General features: G+C 68.2%; 16 protein-coding genes and 2 tRNA genes. 11 read left to right on the top strand and 7 right to left on the bottom strand.

The window, feature by feature from the left end; genetic code table 11:
- The 3 genes from AC3WRV_RS13145 to AC3WRV_RS13155 all read right to left on the bottom strand — a co-directional run.
- A partial coding sequence (locus AC3WRV_RS13145; protein WP_007443273.1) for a hypothetical protein occupies window positions 1-77 on the bottom strand: 77 nt, incomplete at its 3' end.
- Between the two features lie 60 nt (window positions 78-137).
- Window positions 138-211, bottom strand: a tRNA-Gly gene (locus AC3WRV_RS13150).
- A 77-nt stretch (window positions 212-288) separates the two neighbouring features.
- Window positions 289-372, bottom strand: a tRNA-Tyr gene (locus AC3WRV_RS13155).
- A gap of 149 nt (window positions 373-521) precedes the next feature.
- Here AC3WRV_RS13155 and rlmB point away from each other — a divergent pair.
- Genes rlmB through AC3WRV_RS13175 form a run of 4 tightly spaced genes read left to right on the top strand, consistent with a single transcriptional unit; the run spans window position 522 to window position 3760 of the window.
- Window positions 522-1433 carry a 23S rRNA (guanosine(2251)-2'-O)-methyltransferase RlmB gene (gene rlmB, locus AC3WRV_RS13160; RefSeq protein ID WP_492313614.1) on the top strand — a complete coding sequence of 304 codons (912 nt, stop codon included), beginning with the start codon at window positions 522-524 and terminating at the stop codon, window positions 1431-1433.
- A gap of 31 nt (window positions 1434-1464) precedes the next feature.
- Entirely contained in the window at window positions 1465-2304 is an 840-nt protein-coding gene (locus AC3WRV_RS13165; protein ID WP_291838214.1) for a TerC family protein, read from the top strand.
- 2 nt (window positions 2305-2306) lie between these two features.
- Window positions 2307-2636: a hypothetical protein gene (locus tag AC3WRV_RS13170; RefSeq protein WP_291838217.1), complete on the top strand. Its 330-nt coding sequence runs from the start codon at window positions 2307-2309 to the stop codon at window positions 2634-2636.
- Window positions 2636-3760, top strand: a complete 1125-nt coding sequence (locus AC3WRV_RS13175; protein ID WP_492313615.1) for a glutathionylspermidine synthase family protein — start codon at window positions 2636-2638, stop codon at window positions 3758-3760. The genes AC3WRV_RS13170 and AC3WRV_RS13175 overlap by 1 nt, the downstream gene beginning before the upstream one ends.
- Before the next feature lie 3 nt (window positions 3761-3763).
- Here AC3WRV_RS13175 and AC3WRV_RS13180 read toward each other — a convergent pair whose 3' ends face one another.
- The 3 genes from AC3WRV_RS13180 to metG form a co-directional block, all read right to left on the bottom strand.
- Entirely contained in the window at window positions 3764-4408 is a 645-nt protein-coding gene (locus AC3WRV_RS13180) for a lysozyme inhibitor LprI family protein (protein WP_492313616.1), read from the bottom strand.
- A gap of 30 nt (window positions 4409-4438) precedes the next feature.
- Complete coding sequence (locus AC3WRV_RS13185; RefSeq protein ID WP_492313617.1) at window positions 4439-4837, bottom strand: lysozyme inhibitor LprI family protein; 399 nt, start codon at window positions 4835-4837, stop codon at window positions 4439-4441.
- A gap of 80 nt (window positions 4838-4917) precedes the next feature.
- Window positions 4918-6624, bottom strand: coding sequence for a methionine--tRNA ligase (metG, locus tag AC3WRV_RS13190; RefSeq protein WP_492313618.1), 1707 nt, complete (start codon window positions 6622-6624; stop codon window positions 4918-4920).
- Window positions 6625-6767: 143 nt separating this feature from the next.
- On the opposite strand from metG, the gene AC3WRV_RS13195 reads away from it, so the two are divergent.
- Window positions 6768-7157 (top strand): bleomycin resistance protein, encoded by a 390-nt coding sequence (locus AC3WRV_RS13195; RefSeq protein WP_492313619.1) that lies wholly within the window; start codon window positions 6768-6770, stop codon window positions 7155-7157.
- Here AC3WRV_RS13195 and AC3WRV_RS13200 read toward each other — a convergent pair.
- Window positions 7123-8469: an MATE family efflux transporter gene (locus AC3WRV_RS13200; RefSeq protein ID WP_492313620.1), complete on the bottom strand. Its 1347-nt coding sequence runs from the start codon at window positions 8467-8469 to the stop codon at window positions 7123-7125. The genes AC3WRV_RS13195 and AC3WRV_RS13200 overlap by 35 nt on opposite strands.
- Window positions 8470-8710: 241 nt before the next feature.
- Between AC3WRV_RS13200 and AC3WRV_RS13205 the strand changes: the two genes are divergently transcribed.
- The 6 genes from AC3WRV_RS13205 to AC3WRV_RS13230 are packed head-to-tail and all read left to right on the top strand — an operon-like array spanning window position 8711 to window position 15794.
- On the top strand, window positions 8711-10303 hold the full coding sequence (locus tag AC3WRV_RS13205) for a carboxyl transferase domain-containing protein (RefSeq protein WP_291840326.1): 1593 nt from the start codon (window positions 8711-8713) through the stop codon (window positions 10301-10303).
- A gap of 59 nt (window positions 10304-10362) precedes the next feature.
- The gene (locus AC3WRV_RS13210) at window positions 10363-10728 is read left to right on the top strand and encodes a hypothetical protein (protein ID WP_492313621.1); all 366 of its coding nucleotides are present in this window, start codon (window positions 10363-10365) and stop codon (window positions 10726-10728) included.
- Window positions 10729-10770: 42 nt separating this feature from the next.
- Window positions 10771-11673: an enoyl-CoA hydratase-related protein gene (locus AC3WRV_RS13215; RefSeq protein ID WP_291840320.1), complete on the top strand. Its 903-nt coding sequence runs from the start codon at window positions 10771-10773 to the stop codon at window positions 11671-11673.
- Between the two features lie 5 nt (window positions 11674-11678).
- The gene (locus tag AC3WRV_RS13220; RefSeq protein WP_492313622.1) at window positions 11679-12665 is read left to right on the top strand and encodes a DUF3667 domain-containing protein; all 987 of its coding nucleotides are present in this window, start codon (window positions 11679-11681) and stop codon (window positions 12663-12665) included.
- A gap of 52 nt (window positions 12666-12717) precedes the next feature.
- Window positions 12718-13854, top strand: coding sequence for a DUF3667 domain-containing protein (locus AC3WRV_RS13225; protein WP_492313623.1), 1137 nt, complete (start codon window positions 12718-12720; stop codon window positions 13852-13854).
- Between the two features lie 38 nt (window positions 13855-13892).
- Complete coding sequence (locus AC3WRV_RS13230) at window positions 13893-15794, top strand: acetyl/propionyl/methylcrotonyl-CoA carboxylase subunit alpha (RefSeq protein WP_492313624.1); 1902 nt, start codon at window positions 13893-13895, stop codon at window positions 15792-15794.

Here is a 15794-nt window from a genome sequence, read left to right on the forward strand (position 1 = left end):
GTCTTGCCGTGGTCAACGTGACCGATCGTGCCGATGTTGCAGTGCGGCTTGGTGCGTTCGAACTTTTCCTTGGCCATGGCCAAAACTCCTGTGGCCCGGGTCCGTCAGCGGAGGGGCGCGATGCTGATCAAAAACCTTGGAGCGGGTAGACGGAATCGAACCGACATATTCAGCTTGGAAGGCTGCTGTACTACCATTGTACTATACCCGCACGGAGACGGCCTCAGGTCCGAAAGACCCTCGACCGCCGACCCGATATGGGGTCCCGTCCGTCGTTCCGAAAGCGCGTGGTGGGGGAAGCAGGACTCGAACCTGCGAAGCTTACGCAGGGGATTTACAGTCCCCCCCCTTTGCCGCTCGGGACATTCCCCCAAACGCGCTTTTCGAACCGCCGGAACCTTCGCGACGACGGTCTTTCGACCCCCGGCGCAACAAAGTCTCTCGTGGTCTTGCGTCGCCTGCTTTAGGAGGTGCGCCAGACCCGAAAGCCCTCAGGGCTCCAAATCGGAGGGCGTCTTATAGTGTCGAGAAATCCAGAACGCAACGACCGGAAATCGGGCAAGAAAACGGCCCCTTCCGGCAAGCCCGGCGGGCGTTTCGACGGCCCGAAGGCCGCCGGCAAGGGCGGACCCGATCGCGGCGGATGGAACCCCAATCCGCCCGCGAAGACCTTCAGTGATTCCGCCCCGCGCGGTTCGCGCGCCAAGGCGGACGCCGATAATTTCGTCTGGGGCCGTCATCCCGTGCTGGCCGCCCTGGCCAATCCGGCCCGCAAGGGCATGGGCCGGCTGCTGGCCACGCCGGACCGCGCCGCCGAGATCGAGCGCGACCGTCTGGCTCCGCACGGCCACAAGGTCGAGGTGATCGAGCCGCAGGCGCTGGACCGCATGCTGCCCGCTGGCGCCGTGCACCAGGGCCTGGCCTTCAAGGTCTCGCCGCTGGAAGGCGTGGCGCTGGAGGACATCGCCGAGGACGCCTCGGGCGTCATCGTCATGCTGGACCAGCTGACCGACCCGCAGAACGTCGGCGCCATCTTCCGCTCCGCCCTGGCCTTCGGAGCCAAGGGGATCGTGGTCCAGGACCGCCATTCCCCCGCCCTGGCCGGCGCGCTGGCCAAGGCCTCCGCCGGCGCCACCGAACGCCTGCCCTGCGCCCGGGTGACCAACCTGTCGCGCGCGCTGGAGCGTCTGGCCGACCTGGGCTGGCGCGCGGTCGGGCTGGACGGCGCGGCCGAGCTGACGCTGGAACAGGCCCTGGACGCCCAGCCGACCGTGCTGGTCATGGGCTCGGAAGGCGACGGCGTGCGCCGGCTCGTGGCCGAACACTGCGAGGCCATGGCCAGGATCCCCATGCCAGGCGGTTTCGAGAGCCTGAACGTCTCCAACGCCGCCGCCATCGCGCTTTATGAAGCGGTACGCAAACAGGGCGGCTGACAGGATGCCGCACCGACGCTAGAGAGCGGAAATGGAATTCTTCAGCTCTCCCGAACTGGCCTCGCAGGCGACCGCCCTGGGCCAGGTGGTCATGATGGATCTGGTGCTGGCGGGCGACAACGCCGTCGCCGTCGGCCTGGCCGCCGCCGCCCTACCGCAGGAGCAGCGCAAGAAGGCGATCCTGATCGGCCTGATCGCCGCCGTGGTCATGCGCATCGGCTTCGCCCTGATCACCGGCTGGCTGATGGGGCTGATCGGCCTGCTGCTGGCCGGCGGCCTGCTGCTGCTGTGGGTGTGCTGGAAGATGTGGCGCGAACTGCGCGAGCAGGCGACCCACGACCAGGCCGAGGCCGAGAAGGAACTCGAGCTGGCGCTGAGCATCGAGCACGGCAAGGGTCCGTCGCCCGAGGAACTCGGCCTGAAGCGCAAGACCTTCGGCGCCGCCCTGGTCCAGATCATGATCGCCGACATCACCATGTCGCTGGACAATGTGCTGGCCGTGGCCGGCGCGGCCCACGAGCATCCGTGGATCATGGTCTTCGGCCTGGTCCTGTCGATCGGCCTGATGGGCGTGGCGGCGACCTATATCGCCAAGCTGCTGCACCGCTTCCGCTGGATCGGCTACCTGGGCCTGGTCATCGTCCTGTACGTCGCCCTGCACATGATCTGGGACGGCTACCGCGCCACCGTGGTCCGCACCCTGAACCTGGCCCAGCACAACGCCGCCATCCCCGCCTTCCTGCAGATCACGCCGAAGGAGGTGGCCAAATACTGCAAGGCCGAGGAAGGCGACAAGCTGCGGATTTGCATGACCCAACCCGGGGCGACCCCGGCCGATCTGCCGCCGCCACTGACGGTTCCGGCGGCCTGAGCATGACCGCCACTCCGAAAACGCCCCTGAACGCCGCCGTGCGCCAGCTGTCCTTCGCCACCAGCGTGGCGGCGGCCTTGTCGATCAGCGCCTGCGGACAACAACCGCCGCAGCAACAGGCGACCACCCGCATCTGCACCGATCCGACGGGCGCGCGGATCCCGGATCAGAACTGCCACCGCAGCGGCGGCGCGGGCGGCGGCGCCCTCTGGTATTTCGGCGCCGCGGCGCTGGCGAGCACGGCCTATGGCAAGAAGGCCTCGGGCGGCAGCTACACCGCCCCCGACCGCAGCGGCTTCGGCGCCTCGGCGCGCGGCTCCTCGGGCGGCTGATGGACCGGCTGCCGCTGGCGCCCCGGCCGGACTGGCGCGAGCGGGTCGAGGCCCTTGGCCTAGTCTGGCATACCGCCGGGGACCTGCCCTACTGGAACGAGGCCGCCTGCTACCGCTTCAGCCGCCGCGAAGTCCGCCAGATCGAGCAGGCCACCGAAGAGCTGTACGCCCTGTGCTTGGCCGCGGGTCAGCACATCATCGATCAGAACCTGTTTCACCGCTTCGGCATCCCCGACTTCGCCGTCCCCCTGATCCGCAAGGCCTGGGACGAGGAACCGCCGGCGCTGAACCACGGCCGCTTCGACCTGGGCTACGACGGCGTCTCGCCGCCCAAGATGTTCGAGTTCAACTGCGACACCCCCACCTCCCTGCTGGAGGCCTCGGTCATCCAGTGGGACTGGCTGGAGGCGGTCTTCCCGGGCCGGGATCAGTTCAACGGCATCCATGACGCCCTGATCGCCCGCTGGGCCGAGATCGCACCCGCCCTGCCGCAGCCGGTCCACTTCACCTGGGCCGAGGAAGGCGCGGCCGAGGACGCCGTCACCGTCGCCTATATGCGCGACGTCGCCCGCGAAGGCGGGGTCCAGAGCATCGCCCTGCCCATCGACCAGATCGAATGGACCGGCCTGCGCTTCGCCGACGCCACAGGCGCGCCGATCCGGTCCCTGTTCCACCTCTATCCGTGGGAATGGCTGATCAACGAGGAATACGGCTCGCGCATCGTCCATTCGCCGACCGTCTGGATCGAGCCGATCTGGAAGATGATCTGGTCGAACAAGGCCCTGCTGCCGATCCTGTGGGAGTTGTTTCCGCATCATCCGAACCTGCTGGAGGCCTCGTTCGAGGCCCTGCCCGGCGACCATGCGCGCAAGCCGATCCTGGCCCGCGAGGGCGCCAACATCTCCATCGTCAGGGACGGCAAGGTGGTCGAGGCCACCGGCGGCGACTACGGCGGCGAGGGCTACGTCTGGCAGCGCCTCTACGACCTGCCGGAGTTCGACGGCCAGCATCCAGTCATCGGCAGCTGGATCGTCGACGGCTCAGCCGTCGGCATCGGCGTGCGCGAGGCCGGACTGATCACGGGAAACACGGCGCGCTTCGTGCCGCATGTGATCGAGGGCTGACGCTCAACGCGTCAGGAAATAGTGCCCGTCGACGTGGCCGTTCATCCCGCAATAGGGACGAGAGCCGCCCTCACCGCCGGGGGCCAGTTCCTCCACGTTCAGATAGCCGCCGCGCAACGATACCCGAATTCGCCACCCGTCGTCGGCGTTGATCGTGATCGCATTGTCGATGATCCGTCCCGTGCCGGACACGTCGCAGAGCCAGCGCGCATTGACGGGATGGGCGGCGTTGAGCTCGACCAGAAGCTGCCCCTTCTCCAGCCGCCGGATATCCACGGAGCCCGCCACATTGCGCCACTCCCCTTCCAGTCCGGCGGCCGGACGGGTCTGCAGGCTGTCGAGGAACTGCACCCGTCCCCTCATGCGCTCCGCCAGATCGGAGAAGTCCCGGAAACCGCCGCGCGTGCTGTTTTCCTGCCATTCGTCGCGGGCGCCGATGAACCATCGCTGATCCTGCGTCAGCGCGGTGCGGGCGCCCGCCGGTAGAGCGCGGCGGACGGCGGCGTAGCGGTCAGCCATTCGCCGATCCAGCCGCCCCAGCGCCGGATCGGCGCAGATGGCGTGCTCGGATGGGGTCGAGGCGCGGCTGCAGTTGAAGGAGGGACCATCCTGCGAAGCCAGAAGGGCCAGGGCGATAATCGTGATCACGAGCGACCTCCAACGGGCAAACTAGGAAAATCAGCGGCCGAGATATCTGCTCTCGAAATCGCGAAGCTGGCGATTGCGGTCTTCAAGGTGGGTAATCTCGCAATCCAGAGAGTCCAGGGCGAAGGCGCCGCCGTCGCCGAACAGGGCCTCGCCGGCCCCGCAGTCCGCTGTGGCGAACGCGTTCCAGTGGGACTGAGCCTCGCTGAACGCCCGTTTCGCCTCCCGTGGTTCAACGCCATGATCCGCCGGGAGAGCATCCAGCGCCCTGTTGATCCGCGACAGGATCACGCCCTGTTCGGCCTTCGCTCGGTCGCGCACGTCCGCGTAGCAGCTGGTCATCTCAAGCTGGCCGCCGACATCGGCGCAGGCGTCCTGCGGATCCTGAACGGCGAGAACGCCAACTGACAGAAGAATGGCAAGCAGGGGCATTCGAACACTTCCTCAGACGTCCCGCACGATCGCCGGTGAGCCGCCCCAAGGTCAATGCATCGAAGCGACGCCGGACGATATCAGCCCTCCGCGCCGCCGAACCGCGCGCTCCATTCGGCGACCTGCTCGTCCTCGATCTTGGCGAACAGGACGCTGGCGGCGGCGACCGGCCGGCCCACCGGCACGGCGGCCAGCAGGTCCTCATCCGCCGAAGGCCACGACAGGTCGGTCGAGCCGACGCTGGCGGCGATCTTCTCCGCCGACGCCGGGATGACCGGGGCGGCCAGGCGGGCGAACAGGGCGACCAGGTTCAGGGCGAAGCGGGTGGCGGTGGCGGCCCGTTCCGGATCGGTCTTGAACGCCGTCCACGGCGCCGCGACCTGCAGATACTCATTGCCCAGCACCCACAGGGCGCGGATCGACTGCGCCGCCTTGCGGAACTCCATGTCCTCCAGATTGGCCGTCGCCTCCGCGATGCCGCCCTTCAGCTGGGCCAGGAAGGACTGCTCGACCTCGGTCAGGGCGCCGCCCTGGGGCACCACACCCTCGAACTTCGACTCCGTGAACTTGACGATCCGGTTGACGAAATTGCCCAGCACGTCGGCCAGGTCCTTGTTCGTCGTCGACTGGAACTGCTCCCAGGTGAAGGCCGCGTCGGAGTGTTCCGGGCCATAGGCGGTCAGGTGCCAGCGCCAGTAGTCGGCGGGCAGCAGTTCCAGCGCCTGGTCCATGAAGACGCCGCGCTTCTGGCTGGTCGAGAATTTGCCGCCGTACCAGTTCAGCCAGTTGAAGGCCTTCAGGGTGTCGACCGTCTTCCAGGGCTCGCCCGAGCCCAGGATCGTCGCTGGGAAGCTGACGGTGTGGAAGGCGACGTTGTCCTTGCCCATGAACTGGACGTAGCGCACGTCGTCGGCGCCCTCGTCGGTCCTCCACCAGTCGCGCCAGGTCGTGCCGTTGGCGTCGGCCCACTCTTCCGTGGCGCCGATGTATTCGATGGGCGCGTCGAACCAGACATAGAAGACCTTGCCCTCCATGCCCGGGCGCGGCCCGCCGTCAGGCCCGACCACCGGCACGCCCCACTTCAGGTCGCGGGTGATGCCCCGGTCGATCAGGCCCTCGTCCAGGTGCTTGTAGGCGATGGACTTGGCCAGGGTCTGCCAGTCGGTCTTGGTCCCGATCCAGTCGCGGATCGGCTGCTCCAGCTTGGTCTGCAGCAGATAGAGGTGACGGGTGTCGCGCACTTCCAGGTTCCGCGAGCCCGAGACCGCCGAATAGGGATTGATCAGGTCGGTCGGGTCCAGCAGCCGCCCGCAGTTGTCGCACTGGTCCCCGCGCGCCTTCTCATAGGCGCAGTGCGGACAGGTCCCCTCGACATAGCGGTCCGGCAGGAAGCGGGCGTCGTCGACGGAATAGATCATCCGATCGACCCGCTCCTCGATCAGGCCCCGTTCCTCCAGCACTTTTGCAAAGTGCTGCGTCAGGCGGCGGTTGGGATCGTTCGAGGAGCGGCCGAACCAGTCGTAGCTCAGGCCGAACGACTGGCCGGCGGCCTTCTGGATCTCGTGCTGCTCGTCGCAATAGGCGCGCACGTCCTGCCCGGCGGCGGCGGCGGCCAGCTCGGCCGGGGTGCCGTGCTCGTCAGTGGCGCAGATGTAGAGGACCTCATGGCCCTGCGCGCGCTTGAAGCGGGCGTAGACATCCGCCGGCAGCATCGAACCCGCCAGATTCCCCAGATGCTTGATGCCGTTGATGTAGGGCAGCGCCGAGGTGATGAGGATGCGGGACATTGGGGCCTGAGGGTCGAGGAGCGAGGGTCGCGGTGAGTGGTTAGTGGCGAGTGCAGCCGGATTTCGCAACCCGTTCCCGCCCCGCCTCGACCCTCGCCGCCCGTCCCTCGACCCGATCGGGGACGACGCTTACGCTCTCGCCCATGGCCATCATCCCCACCGTCAAATGCAGCGACATCCTCCGCTCGGTCGGTTTCTACACCGGCGTGCTGGATTTCGAGGTCCGGCGCGAGTGGTCCGAACTGACGGATCCCGGGTTCGCCTGGCTGACCCGGGACGGCGAGGTGCTGAACCTGTCCAGCCATCGGGGCGACGGCGTCTTCGGGCAGGCGGTCGTGGTCGAGGTCGCCGGCGTCGACGCCCTGTTCGAGGCGTTCCGGGCGCGCGGCCTTGATCCTTCGGGTAAGCCGGACTCGCCGGTCCACCAGGGTCCGCTGGATCAGACGTGGGGCACGCGCGAATTCTACGTCGACGACCCGGACGGCAACACGCTGCGTTTCACAGAACGTGCGGCAGCCGCCGCGCGACCCTGAGGAACCGCCCCGCCAGCAGGGCGCCCGAGACCAGGCTGGCGATGATCACCGCCCACACCAGTCCGTCCACGCCGATCCTGTGCGCCAGCACCCAGCCCAGCGGCATCATGATCGCGCCGTAGGACAGGAAATGCATGATCGTCGGCCACCAGACGTCGCCCGCGGCGCGGTTGGCCTGGGCCGCCACGACCTGGATGCCGTCCGCCACGAAGAACAGGGTCGCCAGCACCAGCGCCGGTCCGGCGATGGCGATCAGGGCCGGATCGGCCGTATAGGCGCCCACCACCACCGTGGCCGTCGGCCAGATGACCAGGGCCACGATCAGGGTCAGCACCGCGACCACGCCGATGCCCGCCAGGCCGGCGCGCATCACGCCCGCCCGGTCCTGCGCGCCGTACGCCCGTCCGACCAGCACCGCCGTCGCCGACGACAGTCCCATCGGCAGCATGAAGACGATCGCCGACATATTGATCACGATGGCCCAGCTGGCGGTCTCGTTGGTCCCCAGCATGCCGGCGATCAGGGTCATGGCCGCGAAGGCCCCGACCTCGATGAAGTTCGACGCCCCGGCGCCCAGGCCGACCTTGACCTGCTCGCGCTCGACCGCGCGGTCCCGCGCCGGCTTGGCCCACAGGTTCCAGGTCTTCGCCTCGGGCAGGCGCAGGATGTAGATCACCAGGAACACCGCCAGCGCCGTCCGGGCGCCGAACGTCGCCCAGGCCGAGGCGACAGCCCCGTCCACGCCGAGGCCCAGCAGATCGGGCACCAGCAGCAGGTTCAGGCCGATGTTGACGCCGTTGGCCACCCACATGGCCCACATCCCCGGCTTGGGCTTGGACAGCCCCTCCAGGAAGAATTGCCCGGCGATCGAGATCAGATAGGCAGGCATGGACAGGGCGAAGACCACCAGCGGTCCTGACGCGCCTTCGCCCAGGCCTTCGCCGAACTGGACGTTCTGCATGACCCACGGCCCGAACACCGCCAGGGCCAGCATGGCGGCGACGCCGATCTGCATCGCATAGACGACGCCGCGCCTCAGGACCGCGCCGATCTCGGCGTGCCGTCCCTCGCCGCGCAGGCGGGCGGTCAGGATCTGCACCCCCATCATCAGCCCGACCGCCGTGGTCAGCACTACCGAGGACGGCGCCCAGGCCAGCGAGTGATAGGCCAGCTCGCGCGACGCATAGTGGCCGACCACGATCGCGTCGGTCAGCCCCATGGTCATGATGCCGATACGCGCCAGCACCACCGGCCAGGCGAGATTCAGAAGGTCTTTCAGGGTGGCGCGGGTCTGGGGGCTGAGCACGGTCATGGGACGCGCGACAGGCCACGGGGGACGGTGAAGGTCAACCCGGGTTGAGGGAGAGGTGGCATAAGGAGGACTTCTCCCTCCCCTCATGGGGAGGGTGGCCGAGCGCAGCGAGGTCGGGTGGGGAGCGGCCGCACGGTCCCCCACCCTGTCGTCGCTGACGCGCCGACATCCCTCCCCACTTCGGGGGGAGGGAGAACGCCCCCGCTTCCCCCTGCCCGCGAAGCCGCCTAAACCTCCGCACATGCCCAAGCTGACGTCCGCCATCGATCCCCACAGCGCCGCCTTCAAGGCGCTGGACGCCCACAACCGCGCCCTGCGCGACGAGCTGTACGAAAAGGTCGCCAAGGCCGGACGCGGCGGCTCGGATGCCAGCCGCGACCGCCACGTCTCGCGCGGCAAGCTGCTGCCCCGCGACCGGGTCGAGCGCCTGCTGGACCCGGGCTCGCCCTTCCTCGAGGTCGGCCAGCTGGCCGCCGGCGGCATGTATAACGACGAGGCGCCGGGCGCGGGCATGATCTGCGGCGTCGGCCGGGTCTCGGGCCGCGAGGTCATGATCGTCGCCAACGATCCGACCGTGAAGGGCGGCGCCTACTTCCCCATGACGGTGAAGAAGCACCTGCGGGCCCAGGAGATCGCCGAGCAGAACAACCTGCCCTGCGTCTATCTGGTCGATTCCGGCGGGGCCAACCTGCCGCACCAGGCCGAGGTCTTCCCCGACCGCGACCACTTCGGCCGCATCTTCTTCAACCAGGCCCGCATGAGCGCCAAGTCGATCCCGCAGATCGCCTGCGTCATGGGCTCCTGCACCGCCGGCGGCGCCTATGTGCCGGCCATGTCGGACGAGACGGTCATCGTCCGCAACCAGGGCACCATCTTCCTGGCCGGCCCGCCGCTGGTGAAGGCCGCGACGGGCGAGGTCATCTCGGCCGAGGAGCTGGGCGGCGCCGAGACCCACGGCCGCAAGTCCGGCGTCGTCGACCATGTCGCCGAGAACGACGAGCACGCGCTGGAGATCGTCCGCTCGATCGTCGCCAACCTGAACACGGTGAAGTCCGTGGCTCTGGACGTGCGCGAGCCGCGCGCGCCCGCGCTGGATCCGGAACAGCTGTACGGCATCATCCCCGACGACGTCCGCGCCCCCTATGACGTGCGCGAGGTCATCGCCCGCATCGTCGACGGTTCCGAGCTGGACGAGTTCAAGGCCCTGTACGGGACCAGCCTGGTCTGCGGCTTCGCCCGCATCTGGGGCTATCCGGTCGCCATCCTGGCCAACAACGGCGTGCTGTTCAGCGAAAGCGCCCAGAAGGGCGCCCACTTCATCGAACTGGCCTGCAAGCGGAAGATCCCGCTGCTGTTCCTGCAGAACATCTCGGGCTTCATGGTCGGCGGCAAGTACGAGGCCGAGGGCATCGCCAAGCACGGCGCCAAGCTGGTCACCGCCGTCGCCTCGGCCGAGGTGCCCAAATTCACCGTCCTGATCGGCGGCAGCTTCGGCGCCGGCAACTACGGCATGTGCGGTCGCGCCTACAGCCCGCGCTTCCTCTTCACCTGGCCCAACAGCCGCATCAGCGTCATGGGCGGCGAACAGGCCGCCAGCGTGCTGGCCACCGTCCACCGCGACGCCGAGACCTGGACCCCGGAGGAGGCGGAAGCCTTCAAGGCGCCGGTGCGCCAGAAATACGAGGACGAGGGCAATCCCTACTACGCCACCGCCCGCCTGTGGGACGACGGCGTCATCGACCCGGCACAGACCCGCGACGTCCTCGGCCTGGCCATCTCCGCCTCGCTGAACGCCCCGATCCCGGAGACGACCTTCGGCGTGTTCCGGATGTGATACGGCTCCCCAAGGGAGAAGGAACCGGATTGGCGCGTTAGGTCACCGAAGGAGCCTCAATGATCCATCTGACCGCCCTGATCGCGCTGACACTGTCAGCCGCCGCCCAGGCCCAGGAGCCGCAACCCGCCATCCCCGAGCGCTTCCACGGCGACTGGAGCGGCGACCTGTCGAAATGCAGCGACCGTGAAAGCGGCCTGAACCTCCGCATCGAAGCGGGTTTCATCACCTATTTCGAGGCGGCCGACACGGTCCTCGCCGTCCGCCCGGCCGAGCTGGGCGGCGTCAACATCCACGTCCGGTACGAGGATTATGAGGGGATGGAGGAGGAGTACCGCACCCTGATCCTCTCCGACGACCGCCAGACCCTCACCTTCACATACGGCGACGCGCCTGATTGGGTCGTCCACCGCTGCCCGGTCTGATAAGGACCGCGTTGAGCGCGTTACGTCTTCGAAGGAGTCCCCATGACCGACAAGCCCACCCCCACCGAACCCGAAGACGCCCTCGACATCACCGACGCCGAGGCCGCCGAGATCAACGCCATCGTCCATCCGCTGCTGGCCGATCCGGCGCCGGACGCCAATGACGACCTGGTGCAGATCGACTCCACCGCCGACGGCGTGGTCTTCGTCACCATCAACCGCCCCGAGAAGCGCAACGCCTTCGACGCCGCGACCATCGCCGCGCTGTTCGAGGCGTTCGAGACCCTGCACGGCGCCGATCATGTGCGCGTGGTCTTCGTGCGCGGCGCGGGCGGCACCTTCAGCGCGGGCGCAGACATGGGCTGGATGCGCGACGCCGCCGGCTGGAGCGAAAGCGACAACCGCGACGACGCCATGGGCCTGGCGAAGATGCTCAAGGCCCTGCACGAGGTGCCGGCCCTGACCTGCGCCATCGTCGAGGGCTCGGCCATGGGCGGCGGGGCCGGCATCGTCGCCGCCTGTGACATGGCCGTGGCCGTCGAGGGCGCCCGCTTTGCCTTCTCCGAGGTCAAGCTGGGCCTGATCCCGGCGACCATCGCCCCCTATGTGGTCGAGGCCATCGGCGCCCGCCGCGCGCGCCAGCTGTTCCTGACCGCCAACATCTTCGACGCCGACTACGCCGCCCACGCGGGCCTGATCGACCTGGTCCTGCCCGAGGGCTCGGTGGACGAGTTCGTCTCCATGCTGACCGACAGCCTCTCCGCCAATGCGCCCGGCGCCATGGGAGACGCCAAGCGGCTGGTTCACTACGTCTCGGGCCACAAGATCGACGGCGGCCTGATGGACGAGACCGCCAAGCGCATCGCCCGCGCCCGCGTCTCGGACGAGGGCCAGGAAGGCGTCCGCGCCTTCCTCGACAAGCGCAAACCCAAATGGGCTGAATAACGGTCATGACGGCGGGGGCGGTCGCGGCGGAAAAGCCGAAACGGGTGCGCAAGACGAAGCCCAAGGGTCCGATCTGCGCCAATTGCGAAACCGAGATGGTCGGCGCCTTCTGTCATGCCTGCGGGCAGAAGGCGCACCTTCACGACAAGCTCAAACATCTCGTCGAGGAGTTCGCCGAGGGCATCGCCCATTTCGACGGCCGCCTGTGGCGCACCTTGCCCCTGCTCGCCTTCAATCCGGGCAAGCTGAGCCGTGAATGGATGGCCGGGCGGCGGGCGCGCTACGTCGCGCCGTTGCACCTGTTCCTGTTCGCGGTCTTCCTGCTGTTCCTGTTCCCGAACTTCACCGGGCGACACATGATGAACCTCGGGGGCCTGGCCGAGGCCGAGCCCGGGCCGGCCCACACGGCGGCGGCCCCCAACACGAAGGCCGGCAGCACCGAGGCCAACAGCACCGAGGATGGGCGCGAGACCGGCTTCTGGGTCGACAACCCCGACGGCACCCGCACCGCCGTCGATCCCAGCGATCCCGACGCCCTCAGGCGCGAGCTGGGGCTGAACGGTCCGGCGGCCGGGCTCTTCGACCTGCTGGCCAAGCTGCGCAAGAACCCCGAGTACTACGGCTACAAGATCGAGAGTCTCAGCTACAAGCTGTCGTTCGTGACCGTGCCGATCTCGGTCGCCATCCTGTGGCTGATGTTCGCCTGGCGACGGCGGTTCAGCCTGTATCACCATGCGGTGGTCGCCCTGTACGGCCTCGGCTTCCTGGCCCTGTTGAGCGCCCTGGCCAGCCTGCTGCCGACCTTCCTGACCGGCCTGGCGACCTTCCTCATCATGATCGCCGCCTTCGTCCACGCCACCGTGCACCTGAAGGGCGCCTACGGCAGCGGATGGGTCCAGTCGGTGCTGCGGGCGTTGACCCTGAGCGTCCTGACCACGCTGGCCTTCGCCGCCTTCCTGACAGGCGTCATGCTTCTGGGCCTTTCCGGCTAGGCTTGCGGTCCCTAGAACTCCCATCAGTCGAGTAGAATCGGCCGGGGGGATCATGTCGGGTGAACTGGAAACGGCGGGTCTCGCCTCGGGCGGCGGCTGGCTGAAATGGCGGCGCGAGCACGCGGACATCCCGCCCGGCACGCCCTGCGCCAACTGCCAGACGCCGCTGATGGGACCGCACTGCCATGAGTGCGGCCAGCTGGCGGAGGACTTCCACAAGTCGATCTGGAAACTGACCGTCGAGGCGGTCGAGAGCCTGCTGCACCTGGACGGCCGGCTGTTCTCCACCCTGCCCGACCTGCTGCGCCGTCCCGGCAAGCTGACCCGCGAGTATCTGGAGGGCAAGCGCGCCTCCCAGGTCGCGCCCTTCCGCATGTTCCTGGTCATCCTGCTGGTCGCCTTCTTCGTCGGCCACGCCGCCATGAAGGCCGGCGCGGACAAACACGAAGCCGCCGAAGGCCACGGCGCCGAGGCGGCTTCGACCGAGACCCACGGCGCCGCCACAGCGGACGGCGACGACACGAACCACCGAAACATCACGCCCGGCAGCGAGGCCGCCAGAGCTTATGAAGCCGAGGTCATGGCCGATCCGGACCTGAGCGAAGTCGAGAAGCGCACTCAGATCGCCGCCGCGCGCGGGGATTGGGCCGCCTTCGGCCGCAATCTGGCCGAGGACGTCTCGGCCCAGACCAAGACGAGCGCCGACGCAGCGCCGAAGATGGCCGACACCGCCGACGCCGAGAAAATCCGCGACCTGGATCACTGGTTCAACTCGCGCATGGAGCAGGTGCGTCAGGACCCGGCGCGCTTCGCCCTGATCCTGGAGATCTGGGCCCACCGCGTCGCCATTCTGGCCCTGCCCGTCTCGGCCCTGATGCTGACCGTTCTGTTCGCCTTCAACCGCCGCTTCTATGTCTTCGACCACGTCATCTTCTCGATGCACTCGCTGTCGTTCCAGCTGCTGCTGCTGATCGTGATCATGGGGCTGGGCATCCTGACGCCCTGGGCCTGGTGGCTGCTGCTGCTCTCCCCGGTGCACCTCTTCATCCACATGAAGGGCGCCTACCAGCGCAGCACCATCGGCACCCTGGTCCGCATGTTCGTGCTGTGGAACCTGACCACGGTGACCTTCGCCATCCTGGCCATCCTGTGGCTCTACCTCGGCTTCAACGAGATGGCGGGGCACTAGCCCTCGCCACTCGCGACGCACCGCTCTAGAACGGCCTCATGTTCAAATCCGTCCTGGTCGCCAATCGTGGCGAGATCGCCTGCCGCGTCTTCCGCACCGCCAAGCGGATCGGAATCCGCACGATCGCCGTCTATTCCGAAGCCGACGCGAACGCCCTGCACGTGCGCGAGGCCGACGAGGCCGTGCTGATCGGTCCCGCCGCCGCGCGGGAGTCCTATCTGGTCGCCGACAAGGTCCTGGCCGCCGCGAAGGAAACCGGCGCCGAGGCCATCCACCCCGGCTACGGCTTCCTGTCCGAGAACGCCGACTTCGCCGAGGCCGTCATGGCCGCCGGCATCGTCTGGATCGGCCCGCAGCCGTCGTCGATCCGCGCCATGGGCCTGAAGGACGCGGCCAAAAAGCTGATGATCGAGGCGGGCGTGCCCGTCACCCCGGGCTACCAGGGCGACGATCAGTCGGATGAAACCCTCACCGCCGAGGCGAACAAGATCGGCTTCCCTGTCCTGATCAAGGCCGTCGCCGGCGGCGGCGGCAAGGGCATGAAGAAGGTCGACCGGGCCGAAGACTTCGCCGATGGCCTGGCCTCCGCCCGTCGCGAGGGCCAGTCCTCCTTCGGCGACCCGCGCGTCCTGATCGAAAGCTACATCACCCGACCGCGCCACATCGAGGTTCAGATCTTCGGCGACAGCCACGGCGAGGTCGTCCACCTGCATGAGCGCGACTGCTCGCTGCAGCGTCGCCACCAGAAGGTGATCGAGGAGGCCCCGGCCCCCGGCATGGACGCGGCCACCCGCAAGGCCGTCACCGACGCCGCCGTCCGCGCCGCCAGGGCCGTGAACTACCAGGGCGCAGGCACCATCGAATTCATCGCCGACGCCTCGAACGGCCTCAAGGCCGACCGCATCTGGTTCATGGAGATGAACACCCGGCTGCAGGTCGAGCACCCGGTCACCGAAAGCATCACCGGCGTCGACCTGGTCGAATGGCAGTTCCGCGTCGCCGCGGGCGAGCCGATCCCGCTCAAGCAGGCTGATATCCCGATGAATGGCTGGGCCATGGAGGCCCGCCTCTACGCCGAGGACCCGGCCCACGGCTTCCTGCCGAGCATCGGCCGGCTGGACCACTTCGTCATGCCCGAGGACATCCGCGTCGACACCGGCGTGATGCAGGGCGGCGAGGTCAGCCAGTTCTACGATCCCATGATCGCCAAGCTGATCGTGCACGAGGACACCCGCGAGGAAGCGGCCGCCGCGCTGGCCGACGCCTGCGCCGAGGTGCAGATTTGGCCGGTCAAGACCAATGCGGGCTTCCTCGTGAACTGCCTCGAACATCCCCGCTTCATCGAGGGCGACGTCGACACCGGCTTCATCGGAACGGAGGCGGACGACCTCGCCCCGGCCGAGGCCTCGGACACCCTTGTTCAACAGGCTGGGCGTTACTTCCGCAAAAACGAGACCATGAGATCGGAGTGGAACTCACCGTGGGACTCCTTCCGGGGCCCCATGGGATTGCGTCTCAACGCTTCGCCCCGCGCCCAGCAAAGGGTGTGGATCGGCGGCGCTCCCCGACCCTTTGAGATCGACCCCGACGTCTTCATCAATCTCGACGACCATTGGCCCATCGACGACGACACCATCGTCATGTTCGAGGCTGGCCAGGCCTATGAGGTCTCGTTCCGCGCCCCTGCCGCTAGCGCCACCGGCGGCCCCGCGTCCGACGGCTCCCTGCGCGCGCCCATGCCCGGCAAGATCGTCGCCACCCCGGCCGCCGCGGGAGACACGGTCGCCAAGGGCGCGCCCATCGTGGTGCTCGAGGCCATGAAGATGGAACACGCCCTGGTCGCCCCGTTCGACGGCGTGGTCGAAAGCGTTTCCGTCGCCGTCGGCGAACAGGTCGGCGAGGGCGTGGTCCTGGCGGTGGTGAAAGCCGCCGAGGCCTGA

The sequence above is a fragment of the Brevundimonas sp. EU05-FHT14B11 genome (assembly GCF_058790835.1).

Coding starts and splice junctions, on each gene's coding strand:
- AC3WRV_RS13165 (WP_291838214.1), top strand. CDS start 1,465: ATGGAATTCTTCAGCTCTCCCGAACTGGCCTCGCAGGCGACCGCCCTG.
- AC3WRV_RS13170 (WP_291838217.1), top strand. CDS start 2,307: ATGACCGCCACTCCGAAAACGCCCCTGAACGCCGCCGTGCGCCAGCTG.
- AC3WRV_RS13175 (WP_492313615.1), top strand. CDS start 2,636: ATGGACCGGCTGCCGCTGGCGCCCCGGCCGGACTGGCGCGAGCGGGTC.
- AC3WRV_RS13185 (WP_492313617.1), bottom strand. CDS start 4,837: ATGCCCCTGCTTGCCATTCTTCTGTCAGTTGGCGTTCTCGCCGTTCAG.
- metG (WP_492313618.1), bottom strand. CDS start 6,624: ATGTCCCGCATCCTCATCACCTCGGCGCTGCCCTACATCAACGGCATC.
- AC3WRV_RS13195 (WP_492313619.1), top strand. CDS start 6,768: ATGGCCATCATCCCCACCGTCAAATGCAGCGACATCCTCCGCTCGGTC.
- AC3WRV_RS13200 (WP_492313620.1), bottom strand. CDS start 8,469: ATGACCGTGCTCAGCCCCCAGACCCGCGCCACCCTGAAAGACCTTCTG.
- AC3WRV_RS13205 (WP_291840326.1), top strand. CDS start 8,711: ATGCCCAAGCTGACGTCCGCCATCGATCCCCACAGCGCCGCCTTCAAG.
- AC3WRV_RS13210 (WP_492313621.1), top strand. CDS start 10,363: ATGATCCATCTGACCGCCCTGATCGCGCTGACACTGTCAGCCGCCGCC.
- AC3WRV_RS13215 (WP_291840320.1), top strand. CDS start 10,771: ATGACCGACAAGCCCACCCCCACCGAACCCGAAGACGCCCTCGACATC.
- AC3WRV_RS13220 (WP_492313622.1), top strand. CDS start 11,679: ATGACGGCGGGGGCGGTCGCGGCGGAAAAGCCGAAACGGGTGCGCAAG.
- AC3WRV_RS13225 (WP_492313623.1), top strand. CDS start 12,718: ATGTCGGGTGAACTGGAAACGGCGGGTCTCGCCTCGGGCGGCGGCTGG.
- AC3WRV_RS13230 (WP_492313624.1), top strand. CDS start 13,893: ATGTTCAAATCCGTCCTGGTCGCCAATCGTGGCGAGATCGCCTGCCGC.